Below are 19,932 nucleotides of genomic sequence, written 5' to 3' on the forward strand. Positions count from 1 at the left end.
ATCGGGTCGAAGAACCCTTCAGAATGTGGGAGTCAGGTATGCGGCGGTTTTTCAGCACGACGGCGCTGGGCGGGATCTCGGCGGGGATCGCCCTGACCGCTTTCGGCGGCTTCGCCCACGCCCAGGAAACGGTGGATGACGGCGTCGTCGGCGAGATCGTCGTCACCGCCCAGAAGCGCTCGCAGAACGTCCAGGACGTGCCGATGGCCGTGCAGGTGATCGGCGGCGACCAGCTCGAAGCCGCCGCCGTGCGCGAGTTCACCGACCTGACCAAGGTGGCGCCGTCGCTGATCGTGCGTCCGGCCGACAACCCGGTGAACGCCTCGGTCTCGATCCGCGGCGTGGGCACCTTCGCCTTCGGCGTGGGCGTCGAGCCCAGCGTGGCCGTGGTGGTCGACGACGTGCCGATCGCCTTCCAGGCCCGCGCCTTCGCCGACCTGGCCGACGTGGAGCGCATCGAGGTGCTGCGCGGCCCCCAGAGCACGCTCTACGGCAAGTCGGCCTCGGCCGGCCTGATCAACATCGTCACCCCGGGTCCGACCCGCGAGCTGACCGGCAAGGTCAGCGCCCTGGCCACCACCGACAGTGAAGTCGGCCTCGGCGCCTCGATCTCGGGCCCGATCACCGACACCCTGCGGTTCCGCTCGTCGAACAGCTACACCAGCTTCGAGGGCAATATCGACAACCTGTACAACGGCGAGAAGGTCAACGGCCGCGAGACCTTCGCCACCCGCAACAAGCTGGTCTGGGACCCGACCGACAAGTTCAGCGCCACCCTGGCGGTCGACTACCTGAAGGGCGACACCACGGCCGGCCGGCCGTTCATCGCCCTGTCGCCGGACGCCCGCCTGCGCGGCAACGCGGCCTGGACGCCGGCGGTGTTCGCGCCGGGCGTGACGGTGGGTTCGAACAACAGCTCGGTGGTCAACAACGTCACCACCGGCTCGGACTACGAGGACTTCGCCCAGTCGCTGAAGCTGACCTACGACCTGGGCTTCGCGACCCTGATCTCGGTCACCGCCAACGACCGCTACAAGATGCTGGACGCCTTCGACCAGGACGAGTCCGCGCTGAGCGTCAACAACTACGCCAACGGCCTGTTCTCGGCCGACCAGTTCAGCCAGGAAATCCGCCTGGTCTCGAACGGCTCGAACCGCCTGCGCTACACCCTGGGCGCCTTCCACGCCGACGTGAACTATCGCCGCTACTTCTTCCGCGGCCCGGCCTTCTCGCAGGCCAACTGGGACGCCACCTCGGGCTCGAACGAGAACTCGGTGTTCGGCCAGCTGGAGTATGACGTCGTCGAGGGCACGACCCTGATCGGCGGCCTGCGTCTAGGCCGCGAGAAGATCGGCTACACCTTCCGCGACCTGCGCGCCGGCCCGGCCGCCGCCTGGGCCGACGGCGCCAGCGACGACTACGCCACCTACCGGGTGGGCGTGCAGCACAAGCTGGCCGACGACGTGATGGTGTTCGCCACCTGGGCCACCGGCCACAAGGGCCAGAGCTACGACCTGACCACCGGCTTCAACCAGGCCCGCGCCGACCTTGGCCCCGTTCGTCCGGAAAGCTCGGAGGACATCCAGGTCGGCGTGCGCTCGCGGTTCCTGGATCGTCGCGTGACCCTGAACGCCACGGTGTTCAACACCGAGTACGAGGACTTCCAGGCCCAGGGCGCGGAGCTGCTGCCCGACGGCACCCAGAACTTCCGCCTGACCAACGTGGGCGCGATCCGCACGCGCGGGATAGAGGTCGAAAGCACCGCCCGCCTGGTCGACGGCCTGACGCTGTCGGGCTCGGTCGCCTATCTGGACGCCGAGATCACCCAGTTCGCCGGCGCCCAGTGCTGGCCCGGCCAGACGGCCGCACAGGGCTGCACCGGCTCGCCCGCCCGCCAGAACCTGGCCGGCGAGCGCCCGCCACAGGCGCCGAAGTGGAAGCTGAGCGCCGGCGCCGAGTACGTGCGTCCGCTGGTCGGCGACCTGGAGGGCGTGGCCAACGTGGCGGCCAACTACCAGAGCAGCGTCAACTACTCGCTGAGCCAGGATCCGCTGACCGTCCAGAAGGGCTATGCGGTCGTCAACCTGTCGGTGGGCGTGCGCGACAAGGCCCGCGGCTACCAGGTGACGGCCTTCGTCAACAACCTGTTCGACGAGGGCTACTACACCAATCTCGTCAACAACTACGGCGCCTACGGCAACCAGCTGGCGGTGCAGGCCTTCCTGCCGCGCGACTTCAAGCGCTACGGCGGGATCCGGGCGTCGATGACGTTCTGATCGGGCGGGGCGCGCGGGGGTCGTCGATCCTCACGCGCCGCCCTTGCCGGGCTTCAGCGGCCGCTCGCCTCGGGCATCATCTCGCCGATCTTGGCGGCCAGAGTGTCCAGGGCGAACGGCTTGCCGATCATCGCCATGTTGGAGCCCAGGAAGCCGGCGCGGATGGCCGCGTTCTCGGCATAGCCGGTGATGAACAGGATCGGCAGGTCGGGCCGCCGGTCGCGGGCCACCTCGGCCAGCTGGCGGCCGTTCATGCCCGGCAGGCCGACGTCCGAGATCAGAAGGTCGATCGCGCTCTGCGAATTGAGGATGGCGATGGCCGACTGCGGATCGGACGCCTCGACCGCGCGATAGCCCAGGTCCTCCAGCACCTCGCGCACCAGCAGGCGTACGGCGCTTTCGTCCTCGACCAGCAGCACCGTCTGGCCCTCGCCCCGGGCGAAATCGGCCGGCTGGTCCTCGGCCTTGGGCTCAACCGCGCCGTCGGCGGCCGGCAGATAGATCTTCACCGAAGTGCCTTCGCCGACGCGGCTCTGGATGCGCACCGAGCCGCCGCTCTGGCGGGCGAAGCCGTAGACCATCGACAGCCCCAGACCCGTGCCCTGGCCGATCGGCTTGGTGGTGAAGAACGGGTCGAAGACCTTGTCCAGCACCTCGGCCGACATGCCCACGCCCGTGTCGGTGACGGCGACCACGACATAGCGACCAGGGCGGGCGTCCTCGGCGGCCATGTCCGGGTCGAGTTCGGCCACCGAGGTCGAGATGGTCAAGCGTCCGCCCTCGGGCATGGCGTCACGGGCGTTGATCGCCAGGTTGAGGATGGCGCTTTCCAGCTGGTTGGCGTCGGCGATGGCGGCCTCCGCCGCGCCCAGGTCGACGTCTACGCTGATCTGTTCGGTCACCGTGCGCCGGATCAGGTCCTGCAGCGAAGAGACCAGGGCGTTGATGTCCAGCGCATGGGGATCGAGCGACTGGCGCCGCGAGAAGGCCAGCAGTCGGTGGGTGAGACCCGCGGCGCGATGGGCCGAGGTCAGGGCCGTGTCGAGATAGCGGTCGGTGTCGGCGTCGCGGCCGGAGGCGCGCTTGCGCTTGACCATGTCGAGCGCGCCGATGACGCCGGTCAGCATGTTGTTGAAGTCGTGGGCGATGCCGCCGGTCAGCTGGCCGACGGCCTCCATCTTCTGGCTCTGGCGCAGGGCGGCTTCGACCGTCGTCCGGCGCTCCATCTCGACTTCCAGGGCGGCCGTGCGCTCGCGAACCCGGTATTCCAGAGCCTGGGCGGTCTGGCGCAGCAGCTCCTCGCCCTGGACGTGCTCGGTGACGTCGGCGACGAAGACGTGGAAGCCGTCGATCTCGCCGTCGGCGCCGCGCCGGGGCAGATAGCGGATGTCGGCGTCGCGGCGGCGGCCGTCGGCATGGGGCCAGGGCAGGGTCAGGTGGGCGGGCTCGCCGGCGAGGGCGCGGCGCATGGCTGGCATCCGCGCCTCCATTCCCTCGTCCCCGACCACCTCGCGCACATGGAGGCCGACGACGTCGGCGGGATCGCGATAGAACCAGTCGGCATAGGCCTTGTTGGCGAAGCGATAGACCAGCGACTTGTCGATGAAGCCGATCAGCACGGGCAGGGAGTCAGCGATCAGCCGCACCTCGGCCTCGCTGGCGGCCAGGGCGGCACGGCTGTGGTCGAGCTCGGCGAGGCGGTCGCGCAGGTCGAACTGGCGGCGACGGGCGCGCAGGGCGGTGTCGACGGCGCTGACCAGCGACAACGAGCCGAGCGGCCGCTCCAGCACGATCAGGTTCGTGGTCAGGTCGGCCAGGGCCAGACGGGCGATTTCGCCGGCGCGCGGGCGATAGGCGTTGCGTGAAACCAGCAGGATGAACGGCGTGTCGGACCAGTCTGGCTGGGCGGCGAGGGCGGCGCGCAGCGTATCCAGCTTGCCGCGCAGAGCCTCCTCGGTGATCAGCACGACGCCGGTCTGCTCGTCGAGTTCGGCGGCGACGGCCTGGGCGTCCGGTACGGCGCGGGTCTTGAAGCCGTGATCCGACAGCAGGCGGGACACATTGTCGGCGTCGCGCCCGAACGGGGTGGCGACGAGGACGCGAAAGCCCTCGGGTCCGCGCCTATGGCTCAAGGCCGCGGTCTTCCAGCAGCGGACCAGCCTGGCCGACATATTCGGGGGTTCCGGTCATCACGCCTCTGAACTCGGTCAGCGGCGCGCCGACGCGCACGCCTTGGGTATCAATGCGCAATTCGCGGATTGTGTCCTCGTGCGGGCCGCCCCGGTTCTTGATCACCGAGATCGCCTTGCGGATGCGGCCGGCCGCCTCGAAAAAGCGGATCAGCAGCACGGCGTCGGCGATGTAGGACACGTTCAGCGAGGTCGACATGCCGCCGACCAGGCCCGATTGCGGGTTGATCAGCAGGGTGACCACGCCCTGCTGGTTCAGGAACGACAGTAGCTCGTGCATCTGCAGGATCAGCTGCTTTTCCTGCGGCATGGCGGCCAGGTAGCCGTTGAGGCTGTCGATGGCGATGATCTTGACGCCGCGTTCCTCGACCTCGGTCTGCACCAGGGCGGCGAACTCGCCCGGCGACATCTCGGCCGGGTCGACCTGCTGGATCTTCAGGCAGCCGCCGTCGATGTGCTTCTGCAGGTCCATGCCCATGGCCTTGGCGCGGACCATCAGGGTGCCGACCCGTTCGTCGAACTCGAACAGGGTGGCCGCCTCGCCACGCTCGCACGCCGCGTGCAGGAACTGCAGGACGATGGTCGACTTGCCCGAACCGGCCGGGCCGGTGATCAGGGTGCAGGTGCCGCGCAGCGGGCCGCCCGACAACAGGGCGTCCAGCCCGTCGATCCCGCTGGGCGTGGGATCGCCGGCGAAGGGGGTGTGGTGGTCCGAGGCGATCAGGCGCGGGAAGATCTGCAGGCCGCCCTTGCGGATGGCCATGTCGTGGAAGCCGCCGACGAAGTCGACGCCGCGCAGCTTCTGGACCTGCATCCGGCGGCGGGCGGCGCCGAAGTCGAGCGTCAGGCGCTCCAGGGTGACGACGCCGTGGCAAAGGCTGTGCAGGTGGCCGTCGCGCACGCCGTCGCTGGTGGTCAGGTCGTCGATCAGCATGACGGTGCAGTCGCGGGTGGCGAAGAACTGCTTCAGGGCCAGCACCTGGCGGCGATAGCGCAGCGGGTCCTGGGCCAGCAGGCGCAGCTCCGACAGGCTGTCGAACACCACGCGGCGAGGCGTGACCTGCTCGACCTGCTCCTGGATCAGCCTGATCGTGCCGCCCAGCTCGACCTCCCAGGCGTGCAGGATCGACTGCTCGCGGCCTTCGCCCAGCACCTCCTCGGCCGAGGACAGCTCGAAGAGGTCGATGCCGGCCAGGTCCCAGCCGTGCGAGGCGGCGACGCCGCGCAGCTCGTCGCTGGTTTCCGACAGGGTGATGTAGAGCACGCGCTCGCCCTGCTTGACGCCTTCCTGCAGGAACTGAAGGCCGAGCGTGGTCTTGCCCGAGCCCGGTTCGCCTTCCAGAAGGTAGAGGCGATTGGCCGGAAGTCCGCCGCGCAGGATGGCGTCGAGACCGCGATTGCCGGTCGAGACCCGGGTGAAGCCGTCGCTCATCTACGCATTCCCACCGAATATTGGCGCCGCCCGACAATAGCCGAAAGCCAGGCTTCAACGCCTTTGCAGGCAAAGCGTTGCGGTGTCTGTCGGGAAGCCGACAGAGCGGGCGGGCCTCAGGTGTAGCGGTCGCGCGTGGCCGCGATGCGGGCGCGGGCCTCTTCCATCTCCTGCACTTCCGTGGCCGCCAGCAGCGAGTTCAGCACGCGCGTGAGGTGGCGGCGCATGGCGTCGCGGGCGTCCTCAGGCGAGCGGGCGCGCAGGGCCGAGACGATGGCGGCGTGCTCGTCGATGCGCGGGATGACGCCGGCGGCGTGGGCCTTCTCGCCCATCAGCTTGGTCTGGGGCGAGCGCTCGCGGGCCTCCCACAGCAGCTCGACGGCGGCGATCATGGCGCTGTTCTGGGTGGAGGACGCGATCAGCATGTGGAAGCGCTTGTCGGCGTCTTCCGAGCGGTCGACGTCACGGACGTTCTCGGCCTGCATCTCGGCCACCAGGCCGTCGAGCTGGTCGAGCTCCTCGTTGGTGATGCGCTTGGCGGCCATGGCGCAGGCCTCGGCCTCGATGGCGCGGCGGGCCTCCAGCAGTTCGAACGGGCCGATGTCGGTGGCGCCGGCCTGGCCCTCGGCGGGGGTCTGGGCCTTGACGTAGACGCCCGAGCCCAGGCGCACGTCCACCAGGCCGTCCAGCTCCAGGGCGATGATCGCCTCGCGGATCGTCGGGCGCGAGACAGAGTAGGTCTGGGCGAGGTCGCGTTCGGACGGCAGGCGCTGGCCGACGGCGTAGCGCCCCTCGGCGATCTGGCTGGCCAGATCCTTGGCGACGCGTTCGTACAGACGGTTCTCGCCCTTGGCGGACATGCGGGGACTTCCTGAAATTGGTCTGACCAATATGGACAAGCCAGTTGTCGATGGTTATGGAACTTCCAACTGGAAGACCACGGGAATCTCGACGTGCATACTAGCCATACCGAGGCGTTCAAGGCAGCTGGCTTGCCGCCGATGCGAATTACCGGCGCCCGCGTGATCGTCACTTCGCCTGGCCGAAACTTCGTCACCCTGAAGATCGAGACCGACCAGGGCGTCTACGGCATCGGCGACGCGACCCTGAACGGCCGCGAGAAGTCGGTGGTCGCCTATCTGGAAGACCACGTCATCCCGGTGCTGATCGGCCGCGACGCGCGCCGCATCGAGGACATCTGGCAGTATCTCTATCGCGGGGCCTACTGGCGTCGCGGTCCGGTGACCATGCGGGCCATCGCCGCCGTCGACGTGGCGCTGTGGGACATCAAGGCCAAGGCGCTGGGCGCGCCGCTGTACGACCTGCTGGGCGGCCGTTCGCGCGACGGCGTGCTGGTCTACGGCCACGCCAACGGCAGCGACCTGGAAGACACCGTCGAGGCCGTCGGCCGATACATCGACGCCGGCTACAAGGCCGTGCGGGCCCAGTCGGGCGTGCCGGGCATCGACCTGGCCTACGGCGTGGGCCGCGGCGACATGTACTACGAGCCGGCCGACGCCACCCTGCCGACCGAAACGGTCTGGGACACCCGCAAGTACCTGCGCTACCTGCCCACGCTGTTCGAGGCGCTGCGCAAGGAGCACGGCTTCGACGTGGCGCTGCTGCACGACGGCCACCACCGGATGACCCCGCGCGAGGCCGCCCAGCTGGGCAAGAGCCTGGAGCCCTACGATCTCTTCTGGCTGGAGGACTCCACGCCGGCCGAGAACCAGGAGGCCTTCCGCCTGATCCGCCAGCACACCACCACGCCGCTGGCCGTGGGCGAGGTATTCAACACGATCTGGGACGCCAAGGACCTGATCCAGGAACAGCTGATCGACTACATCCGCACGACCATCGTCGGGGCCGGCGGCCTGACCCACCTGCGCCGCATCGCCGACTTCGCCTCGCTGTGGTCGGTGCGCACGGGCTGCCACGGCGCGACGGACCTTTCGCCGGTGACGATGGGGGCCGCGCTGCACTTCGACACCTGGGTGCCCAACTTCGGCATCCAGGAATACATGCGCCACTCCGAAGAGACCGACGCGGTGTTCCCGCACGACTACCGGTTCGACAAGGGCATGCTCTATGTGGGCGACACCCCGGGCCACGGCGTCGACATCGACGAAGCCCTGGCGGCCAAGTATCCCTACGAGCCGCGCCAGCTGCCGGTCGCCCGCCTCGAAGACGGGACGATGTGGAACTGGTAGCGCGCAAATGAACAAAGGCCGCCTCCGTGTCGACGGAGACGGCCCAGATACAGCAGAGGCGGAACGTCAGGGACGTTCCGCCTCTTTTTTCTTCGAGCTAGCCGAAGGCCGTTCCGTCAGGATCAGCCGTTGACGGCGTCCTTCAGTTGCTTGGCCGGGGTGAAGCCGACCTTCTTGCTGGCGGCGATCTCGATGGTCGCGCCCGTGGCCGGGTTGCGGCCGGTGCGGGCCGGCTTGTCCTGGACCTTGAACTTGCCGAAGCCCGGGATCGAGACTTCTTCGCCCTTCACGGCGGCGTCAGCGATGGCCTTGAAGACGCCGTCGACGATGGCCTTGGCCTGGGTCTTGGTCAGCTTGTCGTCGCTGGCGACCAGAGCTTCGGCGATATCGGCGGTGTTCATGGAGTAACTCCTTATAGAATCGGGAGAACCAGACTGACTGGTGAGATCGGCCTTGTCACGCGCCGCCGTATGACGTCAAGCGTCCGTCGCAACCTCCGGAAGGCCGGAAAAGCGCCGATCCGTAAGGTTTAACCCCGCTTGTGGCGGGGATGTGGCCTGGATCCGCGCCACAAGCGGGGCATTGGACATTGTTTACTCAGACAATATTGCGATTTTTGTCGATTGCATGTGCACGCATATCCGGCGTGGCCAGTGATTGACGACGATCTCGCTCAAATATACTCCGACAAATAGTCGGCAGCTCGCGAGGCTGCTCCAGACGCCGCTCGAGACGGCGACGAGGGAAGAAGCAGCATGAAGCCGAGCAAGCGTGACCGCGTCCTCCTGGCCGGCCTGGCGGCTGTTCTGCTGGCCGGCGCGAGCGTCGCGGGCGAGTCGGCCCCGCGCACCTGGACCGCCGACAACGGCGACGGCACCTTCACCAATCCGCTGTTCTACGACGAGTTCTCCGACCCCGACATGATCCGGGTGGGCCAGGACTACTACCTGACCGGCACCACCATGCACGCGATGCCGGGCCTGCCGATCCTGCGCTCGCGCGATCTGGTGAACTGGAGCTTCGTCGGCTACGCGGCCGACAGGCTGGACCTGGGGCCGAACTTCCGGCTGGAGGACGGCGACGTCTACGGCCAGGGCTTCTGGGCGCCCAGCTTCCGGCACCACGACGGCGTCTTCCACATCTTCAGCAACGTCAATCGCGAGGCGACCTTCCACTTCACAGCCAGGGACCCGGCCGGTCCGTGGACCCGGACGCGGATGAAGCGCGGCTTCCACGACCTGTCGGTGCTCTTCGACGACGACGGCAAGGTCTATGTGGTCTGGGGCTATCGCGGCATCCGCATGGCGCAGCTGAACGCCGACCTGACCGATGTCGTACCCGGCACGGAGCGCGAGATCATCGCGCCGGAGCAGGGCATGGGCGAGGGGCTGCACTTCACCAAGGTCGGCGGCAAGTACTGGATCACCAGCGCCTGGTTCGACGGGATGATGCGCCTGCCGGTGGCCCGCGCCGACCGGCCGGAGGGGCCCTACGAGGTCAATCGCGAGATCAGCGTCGGCGAGGATTTCGGCCTGGCGGAAGGCGCCCGGCTGGAGGCGCCCAAGCCGCCGTTCACGATCGTGCCGCCCGATCCCAGGCCGCGCGGCCGCACGGCCCTGCACCAGGGCGGCTACGTCCAGACCCCCGCCGGCGCGTGGTGGGGCTATTCGATGATGGACTACAATTCGGTGGGGCGCCTGACGGCCCTGTCGCCGGTGACCTGGAAGGACGGCTGGCCCTATTTCGGCCTGCCGGGCAACCTGGGGCGCAACCCGCGGACCTGGGTCAAGCCCGACACGGGCGCGACGGAGGCGCCGCATGCGCCCTACGAGCGCGGCGACGACTTCTCGGGCGCCAAGCTCAAGCCGATCTGGCAGTGGAACCACGTTCCGGTCGACGCCAAGTGGTCGCTGGCCGAGCGGCCGGGTTTCCTGCGGCTGAAGACCCTGCCGGCCGCCGACTTCTGGAAGGCGCGCAACACCCTGACCCAGCGCGCGATCGGGCCGGAGTCGCGGCCGCGCGTGCTGCTGGACGCCTCCAGCCTGGCCGAGGGCGACGTGGCGGGCCTGGCCTTGCTGAACCTGCCCTATGCCTGGATCGGCGTGCGCAAGGTCGCCGGCGGGCTGGAGGTCGAGCAGCGCGACCAGCGCACGGGCAAGGCCTTCCAAGCCAGGGTCGCGGGCACGCAGGTCTGGCTGCAGGCCGACGCCGACTTCATGGCCGAAACGGCGCGGTTCGCGTTCTCGGCCGACGGCGAGGCGTTCACCGCCTTGGGCGAACCGATGGCCATGGTTTTCCAGCTGCGCACCTTCCAGGGCGTGCGCTACGGGCTGTTCGCCTACAACGAGGCGGGACGCGAGGGCGGCCATGCCGACTTCGACTCCATCGAGGTGTTCGAGCCTCATCCACGCGGCCTGCGCCGGCCGATCCCCGACGGCCGCAGGGTGACGCTGACGGCGCTGGGCCAGGCGCGGACCGTGACCGTGGAGAAACGGCCGCTGGGCCGGGCGGCGCTGCGCGGGCAGGGCGGCTACCTGACCGTCGCCGCCGACGGGACGGTGAGCGCCTCGAAGGCGCGCGACGACAAGGCCCAGGCCTTCCAGTGGATCGAGACGCCGACGGGAGAGCTGGCCCTGATGTCGCTGGTGACCAACCGCTTCCTGCGGGTGTCGGCCGCCGGGGTCTGGACGGCGGACAGTCCCGGGCCGCGGTCGGACGGCAAGGACGGCGCGCGGTTTGAGTGGAGCGAGGCGAGGTAGGGGAGGATCGGCCCATTCACCGTCATCCCGGCCGTACGCCCGCGAAAGCGGACGGAAGAGCCGGGACCCAGGGGCCAAGCGCAGTGCGGCCGCCCCTGGGTCCCGGCTCGGCCTTCGGCCGTCCGGGATGACGAACTTGGTAGTTGAAGGTTGGTGAGACTAGGCCGCATCCAGCGCCGCCCGCTCCAGGGCGTCGATACGATCGGCCAGCCCCGGCGCTGGCCAGTCCAGCGCCGCCAGCCCGAGATCGACGACGGGGGCGCGAGGCGGCGGGGCTGTCTCGACGGCGGTTTCCAGAAGCTCGCTCATCGTCATTCCGCCGCGATCAGGCCCGGAGCGCGGGTCCAGCGGTTCTCCGGAACCGGCAGGCCCAGGTGCCCGCGCAGGGTGTCGTGCTCGTACTCGGTGCGGAACAGGCCGCGGGCCTGCAGGATCGGCACGACTTTCTCGCGGAACAGGGCGAAGTCGCCGGGGCGGGTCACCCGCAGGATGAAGCCGTCGGCGGCGCGACCGTCGAACCAGCGCTGGATCTCGTCGGCGACGGTCTGGGGCGAGCCGACGAAGTCGGTGCGCCAGGTTCCGAACCGCTCGGCCGCCTGGCGCAGGGTCAGGTTCTGCTCTTGCGAGATCCGCACGATCCGCTCGGCATGGCCCTTGTACGCGTTGAGGCTGAGGCCCGAGACGTCGGGGAACGGGCCGTCCAGCGGATACTGCTTGAAGTCGTGATAGCCGAAGGCGCGGCCGAGCTGGGTCAGCAGCTTGTCGATGCTGACCGAGCCGCGCTGGGCGTCGGCCAGGGCGCGCGCCTCCTCGTCGGTGTTGGCGATGATGGGCGACAGGCCGGGCAGCACGCTGACGTGGTCGGGATCGCGGCCTTGCGCGACGGCGCGGGCCTTGAGGTCGGCATAGTATTCCTGGGCGTCCTCGAAGCCGTCGACGCCGGCGAACACGCCCTCGGCGATACGGGCGCCCAGGTCCCGGCCCGCGCCGCTGACCCCGGCCTGGAAGATCACGGGCTGGCCTTGCCGCGATCGGCTCAGGGCCAGCGGCCCGGCCACCGAGAAGTGTTCGCCCTTGTGGTTCAGGGCGTGCTGCTTGGCCTTGTCGAGGAATACGCCGGCTTCCTTGTCGCGCGGGAAGGCGTCGTCCTCGTAGCTGTCCCAGAGGCCTTGGACGACGTCGACGAACTCGCCGGCCCGCTCGTAGCGCACGGCGTGGTCGAAGTGGGCGTCGCGGCCGTAGTTGCGCGCGGCGCCTTCCAGGCCCGTGGTCACCACGTTCCAGCCGGCGCGGCCCTTGCTGATGTGGTCCAGCGAGCCGAACTGGCGGGCCACGTTGTAGGGCTCCCAGTACGAGGTGGTCAGGGTGCCCACGAGGCCGATCTTCGAGGTCGAGACCGCCAGGGCCGAGAGCAGGGTGAGAGGCTCGAGCCGGTTGAGGAAGTGCGGCGCGGTGTCGGGGGTGATGAACGGGCTGTCGACGATGAACACCAGGTCGAACTTGGCCGCCTCGGCCAGGCGGGCGTTGTCGATGTACCAGCCGATGTCGATGCTGGCGTCGCCGGCCAGGTCGGGGTCGCGCCAGCTGGCGTGGTCGGCGCCGACGCCTTCGAGGATCGCGCCCAGTTTCAGCTGTCGTTTCGCGGCCGTGGTCATGTTCGCCTCCGTGTCCTGGCCGCAGGCTTGCGACGGACACGAAGGCGGAACAAATCAGCTGTTCTCAAGAGGCCTATTGGCGGCGTTCAACACCCTGCTTTCGCTGGACTTTTCGAACGCCGCCGTCTGCTCGGCTGCAAGGCCGATCAGAATTACTGGGCCGGGAAGTCGGTCGAGATGCTCAAGTCCCGCCAGCGTTCCAGCTCGGCCAGCCGTCGCTCGTCCGCGTCGCGGATCGCGGCGACGGCGTCGCTGCCGAGCGCGACGCGTAGCGGCGGCTCGTCCATGGCCGCCAGGGCCAGGACGGCCTGGGCCGCGCGCGCCGGATCGCCGGGCTGGGTTCCGTCATAGGCCGCCTGGCGGCGGGCCGTGGCGCCGACCACGGCGTCGTACTCGGCCCGGCCGGCGTCGAGGCTGGTCGAGGCGCCGGCGAAGTCGGTGCGGAAGCCGCCCGGCTCGACGATGGTCACCTTCACGCCGACCAGCGCCATCTCCAGCGCCAGGCATTCGGAGAACCCCTCGACGCCCCACTTGGCGGCCGAGTAGGGCGCGCGGCCCGGCGCGCCGATCCGTCCGCCGACGGACGACAGCTGGATCACGTGCCCCGAGCGCTGTTCCCGCAACAGCGGGATCGCCGCCTTGGTGACGATGATCGTGCCGAAGAGGTTGGTCTCGATCTGGCGGCGGAAGTCGTCGAGCGAGGTGTCCTCCACCGAGCCGACGTCGCCGTAGCCGGCGTTGTTGACCACCACGTCGAGCCCGCCGAACGACCGCGCCGCCAGGGCCACGGCCTCGTCGGCGGCGACCGGATTGGAAACGTCGAGGGCGGCCAGGCGCACCGCGGCGCCATGGCGGTGGACGAGGTGCTCCAGGGCGCGCGGATCGCGGGCGGTCGCCACCAGTCGGTCGCCGGCGGCCAGCACGGCCTCGGCCAGCGCTCGTCCGAGGCCCCGCGAGGCCCCGGTGATCAGCCATCTTCTGGACATGGGCGTTCTCCTTCGCGCCGGGGTCATTGGGCCTTGGCGGCGGTCTCGATCAGGGCCGAGACCGCGTGCGGGTGCGAGATCATCACGACGTGCGAGGCGCCGGGCACGGTGACGACCTGCCTGGCGTGGGCGCGCTGGGCCATGAACGCCATGGCGGCCGGCGGGATGTTGCGGTCGGCGCCGCCATAGACCCACCAGGACGGGATCGTCTTCCAGGCGGTCGAGACGGCCTTCTCGCCGCCGGCGGCGTCGGTCAGCGGGCGCTGGGCGATCGCCATCAGCCGGGCCTTGGCCAGCGGGACGTCGGCGGCGAACTGGGCCGGGAACTTGTCCTGCCGGATATAGAGGTCGTGACCGCCGCCGGGCAGGTCGACCGGCTTGTCGAGGGCCGCGGGAAGGGTGGAGCCGGGGAACTTGCCGGACAGCTCGAAGGTGCTTTCGCCGACCTCGGGGGCGAAGGCGGCGACATAGACCAGCGCCTTGACGTTGGCCGCGCCGTCGGCGGCCGCCGAGATCACCGTGCCGCCATAGGAGTGGCCGACCAGCACGACCGGACCGGGGATCGAGTTGATCACCGTGCGCACGGCGGCGGCGTCGCTGGCCGCGCCCCGCAGCGGGTTGGCGGCCGACACCACCGGGTAGCCGTCGCGCTTCAGGTCGGCGACCACGCCGTCCCAGCTGCTGGAGTCGGCGAAGGCGCCGTGCACCAGCACCACGGTGGGCTTGGCGGGCAGGGGCGCGGCGTGGGCGGCGCCCAGGCCGGTCAGGGCGAAGGCGACGGAAAGGGCGAGGACTTTCTTGGACATGGGGGTCTCCTTGAGACGTGCGGAAGGGATCGGCCGCGCGGGCCGTCCGATGCGTGGGTTGGCGGGGAGGAGGTCGGGCTAGCCGAAGGTGAAGACGTAGGCGCGGACGCCGGGGTCGAGGAACTCGATCGTAAAGCCGCGATCGGCGACGGGGCCGGTCTGGCGGATCAACTGGTGCATGCGGGGCCGGTCGATCACGCCTGTCCCGTCGGGCGCGACGTCCCAGCCGTGGTCAGCGCCCGGCGCCTGGCCGTCGAGGCGGACGCGGTAGCGGACGGGGCGGCCGGGCTGGTCTGGGGCCAGCACCATGTGCAGGTCGCGGGCGTGGAAGCGGCTGGCGATGACGCCGCCGGCCGCGAGGCTGGTCGCGTATTCCTCGCCGGCCCGCCACTCGCCAGCCAGGCCCCAGCGGTTGAGACCCAGCGCGTCGGGCAGGCGGTAGGCCTTGGCCGCGTCCTGGCGCAGGCCGCCCGGCGAGGCGAAGGCGCTGGCCTGGCCCCAGCCGACATAGCTCTCGGGCGAGCCGAGGTCGGCGAAGTCGGGCGCGGCCTGCGGGCCGACGGCGCGAACCGGCGACAGGTCGTCGGGCACGGCCGGGCCGGGGACCCCGGCCAGCAGGGCCTGGATCCGGCGCCCGTGGCGGTCGTAGTCGCCTTCGCCCGCCGCGTGGCCGTGCACCCGGCCATCGGCGCCCACGAAGTACAAGGCCGGCCAGGCGTTGTTGCCGTAGGCCCGCCAGATCCGCCAGTCGCTGTCGAGCACGACGGGGAAGGGGACGTCGAGGTCGGAAAGGGCCTGCCGGACGTTGGCGGGGTCCTTCTCGAACGCGAATTCGGGCGTATGCACCCCGACGATCACCAGGCCCCGGTCGCGGTAGCGGGCGTGCCAGGCGCGCAGGTAGGGCAGCACGCGCAGGCTGTTGATGCAGGAATAGGTCCAGAAGGCCACCAGCACGACCTTGCCGGTCAGGGCCTTGGGCGTGAGGGCCGGGCCGTTCAGCCACTGCGGCGACAGCGACAGGGCGTCCAGCGCCGACGACGAGCCGCTGGCCAAGGCCAGGGCCTTGCGGGCCGGCGGCAGGCCGATGGCGGCGGCGATCGACAGGGGGACCAGGCCGACGGCCGCGCCCTTCAGCCAGTCGCGGCGGGACAGATGTTCGGATCGGGTCATGGAGACCGCTCCTCGGGGATGGGGCTTCAGGCCGCCCAGCGGGCGACGTCCAGGATGGCGCGGGCGAAGTCGCGCGGCGCTTCCTGGGGCAGGTTGTGGCCGACGCCGCCGCCGACGTCGCGGTGCTCGTAGCGGCCCTTGAACTTGCCGGCGTAGGCGGCCGGCGGCGGGTGCGGGGCGGCGTTGCCGTCGCCTTCCATGGTGATGGTCGGCACGGTGATGACGGGACCCTGGGCGAGCTTGGCCTCCAAGGCGTCGAAGCGGGCTTCGCCCTGGGCCAGGCCCAGCCGCCAGCGATAGTTGTGGATGGTGATGGCCACGTGGTCGGGATTGGCCAGCGAGGCGGCCGAGCGGGCGAAGGTCGCGTCGTCGAACGCCCACTTGGGCGAGGCCGTCTTCCAGATCAGCCGGGCGAAGGCGTCGCGGTTCTGGGCGTAGCCCTTCGCGCCGCGCTCGGTGGCGAAATAGAACTGGTACCACCACGACAGCTCGGCCTCGGGCGCCAGGGGCGCGGCGTTGGCCGCCTGGCTGCCGATCAGGTAGCCGCTGACGCTGACCAGGGCCGAGCAGCGCTCGGGCCACAGGGCCGCGACGATGCAGGCGGTGCGCGCGCCCCAGTCGAAGCCGCCGATGACGGCCTTCTTGATGCTCAGCGCGTCCATCAGGGCGATGACGTCGACGGCCAGGGCGGCCTGCTGGCCGTTGCGCGGGGCGGCGTCGGAGGTGAAGCGGGTGGTTCCGTAGCCGCGCAGGTGCGGGACGATCACCCGCTTGCCGGCAGCGGCCAGGATCGGGGCGACCTCGGCGAAGGCGTGGATGTCGTAGGGCCAGCCGTGCAGCAGGATCACCGGCGCGCCGTCGGCTGGGCCGGTCTCGGCGTAGCCGATGACGAGGTCGGCGGTCGCGACCTCGCGCAGCGTCCAGGCGGGGGGCAGGGCAGGGGCGGCCGAGGCGCGCGCGGCCAGGGCGCCGGCCGCGCCGACGAGGGCGGCGGCCTGCAGCAAGCGGCGGCGGGGAAGGTCGATCTTGGCGGGGGACATGGCGGGCGCTCCCTAATGTTGGTGGTCGCCGGCGACGGCCGGGACGACGAAGCGGATGGTGGCGCTGTCGAGCGGACGATGATTGGCGTCCGCGAGCGTGATTTGAACGCTGTGCGACCCGGGCGTCAGGCCGACCAGGATGATCGGCTCGCCGCTGGCGTCGGCCCAGTGCCAGGGGGCGTCGTCGACGGTGACGTGGACGTGGCCGATGCGGGGCGTGACGGCGAGGGCGGCGGGGCCGAACACCGGCTCGATGCGCAGGTTCTCGGCCCGGTACTGGATGAACACACGGCCCAGGGCCAGCGGGCCGGGCAGGGGCGGATCGACGACCAGGCGCGCGGGCGGCTGGGGCGTGGTCAGGGGCACGACGCCGGCCGGGCCGAGCACCTGGCCGGCGGAGAGGCCGGGCAGGGTCTGGGCGAGGGAGGGGCCGGCGACCAGGCTGGCGGCGGCCAGGGCGAGCGGGGCGAGCTTACGCATGGCGCACCTCGGCGGTCCGGGCGACGGCGTTCTGGGCGAAGGCGGCGACCGCGCAGGCCGCGCCGCCGATGACGGCGGCGGTTCCCAGCACCGCCAGGGTCGAGCCCGAGGGCGACAGGCCGGAATAGAAGAAGCTGGTCAGGCCCAGGAAATAGGCCAGCGGATTGTTGATCGGCGCGACCTCGCGCAGCGACAGCACCACGATGACGACGCCGATCACGGCGACCGGCGTGGCCAGCAGGCCCAGCATCGGGGTCATGGCCCCGATCAGCAGGGCCGTTCCCGCGCCCAGCGCCAGGCCCAGCAGGTGCGAGACCGTGTTGGCCAGGCCGCCGCGCAGGTCGTCGCCCGCCAGGTTGAAGGCGGCCCAGCCCAGGAACATGGCCGTGGGCGGAAGCATGACCGAGGTCACGCCCAGGGTGGCCAGCCCCGCGACGGCGGCGACGCTGAGCGAGACGGCGTGGAACTGCGCAGTCTTGGCCGTGGGGAAGGCGGTCAGGGAAGGCAAGGCGGACATGGGCGTTTCCTTGGGTTCGGGGAGGGCGGATGGAGGCGCCGCCGCCGGGAGGGATCGGGCGGCGCCTCGGGTCTTCCGGGCCAGATAAGGCGGGCCAGATCAGGCGGGTCAGATCAGGTTCAGGGTCACGCCGATGTTGCCGCGCGTGGCCTTGGAGTAGGGGCAGGTCTGGTGGGCGGCTTCGACCAGCGCGCGGGCGACCTCGGCGGGCAGGCCCGGCAGGCTGACGTTTAGGCGGGCCTGCAGCTGGTAGCCCTCGCCCGACTTGCCCAGGTCGACCTCGGCGTCGACGGCGACGTCGGCCGGCAGCGCGACGCCCTGGGCGCGGGCGGCCAGGCCCATGGCGCCGATGAAGCAGGCCGACCAGCCGGCGGCGAACAACTGCTCGGGATTGGTGCCGGCGCCGGCGCTGCCGGGGGGCGACAGGCGGACGTCCAGCTTGCCGTCGTCGCTGCGGGCCGCGCCGTCGCGGCCGCCGGTGACGTGGGTGCGGCCGGTGTAGAGGACGGTGTCGATAGCGGTGGTCATGTCGATCTCCTTTTCAATCGGATCCGATGTAATCGGTACCGACTTCATAGATCGGAATTTTGCCGATCGTCAACCTTCCGATTTAGTCGGATCCGATTTATATTTGTCCGCAACCGTCGCGAACCGCCCGCGGCCCCCAGAACGCAAGGCTCCGATGACCGCCTCCGACCCGCCCGCGACTCCGTCGGGCAAGACCCCCAGGCTCGCCGACTTCCTGTGCTTCGCCGTCTATTCGGCGAACCTCGCCTATGGCCGCGCCTATAAGCCTATCCTCGACGAACTGGGCGTGACCTACACCCAGTGGATCATCATCGTGGCGCTGTGGGAGGAGGACGGCCAGAGCGTCAAAAGCCTGGGCGACAAGCTCTTCCTGGAGAGCAACACCCTGACCCCGATCCTCAAGAAGCTGGAAAGCCTGGGCTTCCTGCAGCGGCGCCGCGATCCGTCCGACGAGCGTCAGGTGATCATCAGCCTGACCGAGGCCGGCCGCGCCCTGCGCGAGAAGGGCGGCCAGCGCACGCTGGTCAAGGCCACGGGACTGGAGCCCGACGAGTTCCGCCAGGTGCAGAAGACCATCGCCCGCGTGCGCGACAACCTGATCGCCCACGTCGCCAACGACGCTTGAGGCGCGGTCCTAGAGAGCGCTTGGCTGCGCGGCCCTGGCCTCGGTCGGGGAAACGCCGAAACGGCCGCGGAAGGCGCGCGAGAACTGGCCGCTGCTGGAGAAGCCGAAGTCCAGGGCGATCTCGGTGACGCTGACGGCGTCGGTCGACGGCCCGACCAGCCGGCGCCGGGCCGCGTCGAGCCGCCGGTCGCGGATGGCGCTGGCCACGCCGCCGTCCTCGGCGAACAGGCGATAGAGATTGGCGCGCGACACGCCGAACCGCAGCATCAGGGTCTCGGCGTTCAGGGCCGGGTCGGCGATGCGGGCATCGATGAATTCCAGCATTCGCTCGCGGAAGCGCTGGCCCAGGCGCGAGGCGGCGCCCGCTGCGGCGTCGGGGCGCCGGCGGGCCAGGGCCATGGTCAGCACCTCGATCAGGGCCGCTTCGGCCGCGGCGGCGTCGTCGGCCTGCAGGGCGCTCGCCACCGCATGGACGTCGACGATGAAGTTGCGCAGCAGCCGGGCCATCGGATCGGCCTCGCGCAGCACCAGGCCGTGCAGGCTGTGGCCGCCGGTGACGCGGTCGATCGGCTGGCGCGGGGCGATCACGGTCAGCCGCGCGCCGCTGGACGCCTGGGCCGTATAGGGGCGCGCCAAGTCGAAGACGCAGATGTCGCCACGGGTCGCCGAGATCGTCGCGCCGTCGCAGTCGCCGCGCAGGTCGCCGGAGGTCAGAAGCTGCACGCAGTACTGGTCGCGACCGCCGGCGAGGATCCTGCCGCGCTCGAAATCATGGCGCGCAACATTCTCCTGTGAGACTTTTACATCTATGTCAGTCCGCGCTGACTGATCTTGATAGAGATCCCGCCAGAACCTGCTCGAAGAACATGGTTCTTCTATGTGTGTCGACAGAAGCAGGCCTTGGCGCATGCACGAACACTCTTGGAAGCCAGAACGCGATTACCTGTCTGGTCTGAAACAACGCCTAACAGCTAATCGAGATTCGCGTGTCAGTTGAGACGGATTGCATCGTTCTTGAGACGCCTCGCACAGCAAGCCGTTGCAGAATGTGCAAATGAACCCTCAGCGCCGAAGCCCGGACCACGGGCCGCGCGCGACGGACTTCTCGGTCCGAAAAGGCAAACCGCCGGCGACGGCGGGACGCAAAGCCTCCGGCCTCAAATCCTTGAGGTAGCGGGGTTGCCGAAGGGGAAGGGGCCGTCGCGACGCGCGACGACGCGCCATTCCCCCTGTTCGCAAACAGGCCCCGCGAAGGGCCG

General features: G+C 70.0%; 18 protein-coding genes and 1 riboswitch. Of the genes, 4 read left to right on the forward strand and 14 right to left on the reverse strand.

Annotation, left to right across the window (positions count from 1 at the left end; all coding sequences use genetic code 11):
- Window positions 1-38 precede the first annotated feature (38 nt).
- On the forward strand, window positions 39-2,276 hold the full coding sequence (locus tag C1707_RS15965) for a TonB-dependent receptor (protein ID WP_101715901.1): 2,238 nt from the start codon (window positions 39-41) through the stop codon (window positions 2,274-2,276).
- 53 nt (window positions 2,277-2,329) lie between these two features.
- Here C1707_RS15965 and C1707_RS15970 read toward each other — a convergent pair whose 3' ends face one another.
- The 3 genes from C1707_RS15970 to C1707_RS15980 form a co-directional block, all read right to left on the reverse strand.
- Entirely contained in the window at window positions 2,330-4,408 is a 2,079-nt protein-coding gene (locus C1707_RS15970; protein ID WP_205686771.1) for a hybrid sensor histidine kinase/response regulator, read from the reverse strand.
- Window positions 4,398-5,897, reverse strand: coding sequence for an ATPase domain-containing protein (locus tag C1707_RS15975; RefSeq protein ID WP_101715903.1), 1,500 nt, complete (start codon window positions 5,895-5,897; stop codon window positions 4,398-4,400). Before C1707_RS15975 ends, C1707_RS15970 begins: the two co-directional genes overlap by 11 nt.
- A gap of 116 nt (window positions 5,898-6,013) precedes the next feature.
- The gene (locus tag C1707_RS15980) at window positions 6,014-6,757 is read right to left on the reverse strand and encodes a FadR/GntR family transcriptional regulator (RefSeq protein WP_101715904.1); all 744 of its coding nucleotides are present in this window, start codon (window positions 6,755-6,757) and stop codon (window positions 6,014-6,016) included.
- A gap of 141 nt (window positions 6,758-6,898) precedes the next feature.
- On the opposite strand from C1707_RS15980, the gene manD reads away from it, so the two are divergent.
- Window positions 6,899-8,107, forward strand: coding sequence for a D-mannonate dehydratase ManD (manD, locus tag C1707_RS15985; protein WP_101715905.1), 1,209 nt, complete (start codon window positions 6,899-6,901; stop codon window positions 8,105-8,107).
- A gap of 122 nt (window positions 8,108-8,229) precedes the next feature.
- Here manD and C1707_RS15990 read toward each other — a convergent pair whose 3' ends face one another.
- Window positions 8,230-8,508, reverse strand: a complete 279-nt coding sequence (locus tag C1707_RS15990; protein ID WP_101715906.1) for an HU family DNA-binding protein — start codon at window positions 8,506-8,508, stop codon at window positions 8,230-8,232.
- 354 nt (window positions 8,509-8,862) lie between these two features.
- On the opposite strand from C1707_RS15990, the gene C1707_RS15995 reads away from it, so the two are divergent.
- Window positions 8,863-10,866: a glycoside hydrolase family 43 protein gene (locus tag C1707_RS15995; RefSeq protein WP_101715907.1), complete on the forward strand. Its 2,004-nt coding sequence runs from the start codon at window positions 8,863-8,865 to the stop codon at window positions 10,864-10,866.
- Window positions 10,867-11,025: 159 nt separating this feature from the next.
- Here C1707_RS15995 and C1707_RS26210 read toward each other — a convergent pair whose 3' ends face one another.
- From C1707_RS26210 to C1707_RS16035, 9 genes are all read right to left on the reverse strand, one after another.
- Window positions 11,026-11,175 (reverse strand): hypothetical protein, encoded by a 150-nt coding sequence (locus C1707_RS26210; RefSeq protein ID WP_164467371.1) that lies wholly within the window; start codon window positions 11,173-11,175, stop codon window positions 11,026-11,028.
- Between the two features lie 2 nt (window positions 11,176-11,177).
- Window positions 11,178-12,521 (reverse strand): LLM class flavin-dependent oxidoreductase, encoded by a 1,344-nt coding sequence (locus C1707_RS16000; protein WP_101715908.1) that lies wholly within the window; start codon window positions 12,519-12,521, stop codon window positions 11,178-11,180.
- Between the two features lie 152 nt (window positions 12,522-12,673).
- Window positions 12,674-13,507, reverse strand: a complete 834-nt coding sequence (locus C1707_RS16005) for an oxidoreductase (protein ID WP_101715909.1) — start codon at window positions 13,505-13,507, stop codon at window positions 12,674-12,676.
- A gap of 23 nt (window positions 13,508-13,530) precedes the next feature.
- Window positions 13,531-14,313: an alpha/beta fold hydrolase gene (locus tag C1707_RS16010; protein WP_101715910.1), complete on the reverse strand. Its 783-nt coding sequence runs from the start codon at window positions 14,311-14,313 to the stop codon at window positions 13,531-13,533.
- A 78-nt stretch (window positions 14,314-14,391) separates the two neighbouring features.
- Window positions 14,392-15,483, reverse strand: a complete 1,092-nt coding sequence (locus C1707_RS16015; protein ID WP_101715911.1) for a redoxin domain-containing protein — start codon at window positions 15,481-15,483, stop codon at window positions 14,392-14,394.
- A gap of 26 nt (window positions 15,484-15,509) precedes the next feature.
- Window positions 15,510-16,523 (reverse strand): alpha/beta fold hydrolase, encoded by a 1,014-nt coding sequence (locus C1707_RS16020; protein WP_101715912.1) that lies wholly within the window; start codon window positions 16,521-16,523, stop codon window positions 15,510-15,512.
- Window positions 16,524-16,535: 12 nt separating this feature from the next.
- Window positions 16,536-17,003: a DUF6130 family protein gene (locus C1707_RS16025; RefSeq protein ID WP_101715913.1), complete on the reverse strand. Its 468-nt coding sequence runs from the start codon at window positions 17,001-17,003 to the stop codon at window positions 16,536-16,538.
- Entirely contained in the window at window positions 16,996-17,520 is a 525-nt protein-coding gene (locus C1707_RS16030; RefSeq protein ID WP_101715914.1) for a DUF1097 domain-containing protein, read from the reverse strand. Before C1707_RS16030 ends, C1707_RS16025 begins: the two co-directional genes overlap by 8 nt.
- A 108-nt stretch (window positions 17,521-17,628) precedes the next feature.
- On the reverse strand, window positions 17,629-18,048 hold the full coding sequence (locus C1707_RS16035) for an organic hydroperoxide resistance protein (protein ID WP_101715915.1): 420 nt from the start codon (window positions 18,046-18,048) through the stop codon (window positions 17,629-17,631).
- A 154-nt stretch (window positions 18,049-18,202) separates the two neighbouring features.
- On the opposite strand from C1707_RS16035, the gene C1707_RS16040 reads away from it, so the two are divergent.
- Entirely contained in the window at window positions 18,203-18,673 is a 471-nt protein-coding gene (locus C1707_RS16040; protein WP_101715916.1) for a MarR family winged helix-turn-helix transcriptional regulator, read from the forward strand.
- Between the two features lie 9 nt (window positions 18,674-18,682).
- Here the strand turns inward: C1707_RS16040 and C1707_RS16045 are convergent, their stop codons facing one another.
- Window positions 18,683-19,582, reverse strand: a complete 900-nt coding sequence (locus C1707_RS16045; RefSeq protein WP_101715917.1) for a helix-turn-helix domain-containing protein — start codon at window positions 19,580-19,582, stop codon at window positions 18,683-18,685.
- Window positions 19,583-19,780: 198 nt separating this feature from the next.
- A riboswitch (cyclic di-GMP riboswitch) is annotated at window positions 19,781-19,860 on the forward strand.
- The last annotated feature ends 72 nt before the right edge of the window (window positions 19,861-19,932 follow it).

It is taken from the genome of Caulobacter flavus, assembly GCF_003722335.1.
Lineage (GTDB): Bacteria > Pseudomonadota > Alphaproteobacteria > Caulobacterales > Caulobacteraceae > Caulobacter > Caulobacter flavus.

Coding starts and splice junctions, on each gene's coding strand:
- C1707_RS15990 (WP_101715906.1), bottom strand. CDS start 8,508: ATGAACACCGCCGATATCGCCGAAGCTCTGGTCGCCAGCGACGACAAG.
- C1707_RS15995 (WP_101715907.1), top strand. CDS start 8,863: ATGAAGCCGAGCAAGCGTGACCGCGTCCTCCTGGCCGGCCTGGCGGCT.
- C1707_RS16020 (WP_101715912.1), bottom strand. CDS start 16,523: ATGTCCCCCGCCAAGATCGACCTTCCCCGCCGCCGCTTGCTGCAGGCC.
- C1707_RS15975 (WP_101715903.1), bottom strand. CDS start 5,897: ATGAGCGACGGCTTCACCCGGGTCTCGACCGGCAATCGCGGTCTCGAC.
- C1707_RS16010 (WP_101715910.1), bottom strand. CDS start 14,313: ATGTCCAAGAAAGTCCTCGCCCTTTCCGTCGCCTTCGCCCTGACCGGC.
- C1707_RS16000 (WP_101715908.1), bottom strand. CDS start 12,521: ATGACCACGGCCGCGAAACGACAGCTGAAACTGGGCGCGATCCTCGAA.
- C1707_RS15980 (WP_101715904.1), bottom strand. CDS start 6,757: ATGTCCGCCAAGGGCGAGAACCGTCTGTACGAACGCGTCGCCAAGGAT.
- C1707_RS15965 (WP_101715901.1), top strand. CDS start 39: ATGCGGCGGTTTTTCAGCACGACGGCGCTGGGCGGGATCTCGGCGGGG.
- C1707_RS16030 (WP_101715914.1), bottom strand. CDS start 17,520: ATGTCCGCCTTGCCTTCCCTGACCGCCTTCCCCACGGCCAAGACTGCG.
- C1707_RS16015 (WP_101715911.1), bottom strand. CDS start 15,483: ATGACCCGATCCGAACATCTGTCCCGCCGCGACTGGCTGAAGGGCGCG.
- C1707_RS16040 (WP_101715916.1), top strand. CDS start 18,203: ATGACCGCCTCCGACCCGCCCGCGACTCCGTCGGGCAAGACCCCCAGG.
- C1707_RS16035 (WP_101715915.1), bottom strand. CDS start 18,048: ATGACCACCGCTATCGACACCGTCCTCTACACCGGCCGCACCCACGTC.
- C1707_RS26210 (WP_164467371.1), bottom strand. CDS start 11,175: ATGAGCGAGCTTCTGGAAACCGCCGTCGAGACAGCCCCGCCGCCTCGC.
- C1707_RS16005 (WP_101715909.1), bottom strand. CDS start 13,507: ATGTCCAGAAGATGGCTGATCACCGGGGCCTCGCGGGGCCTCGGACGA.
- C1707_RS16025 (WP_101715913.1), bottom strand. CDS start 17,003: ATGCGTAAGCTCGCCCCGCTCGCCCTGGCCGCCGCCAGCCTGGTCGCC.
- manD (WP_101715905.1), top strand. CDS start 6,899: ATGCGAATTACCGGCGCCCGCGTGATCGTCACTTCGCCTGGCCGAAAC.
- C1707_RS16045 (WP_101715917.1), bottom strand. CDS start 19,582: ATGCGCCAAGGCCTGCTTCTGTCGACACACATAGAAGAACCATGTTCT.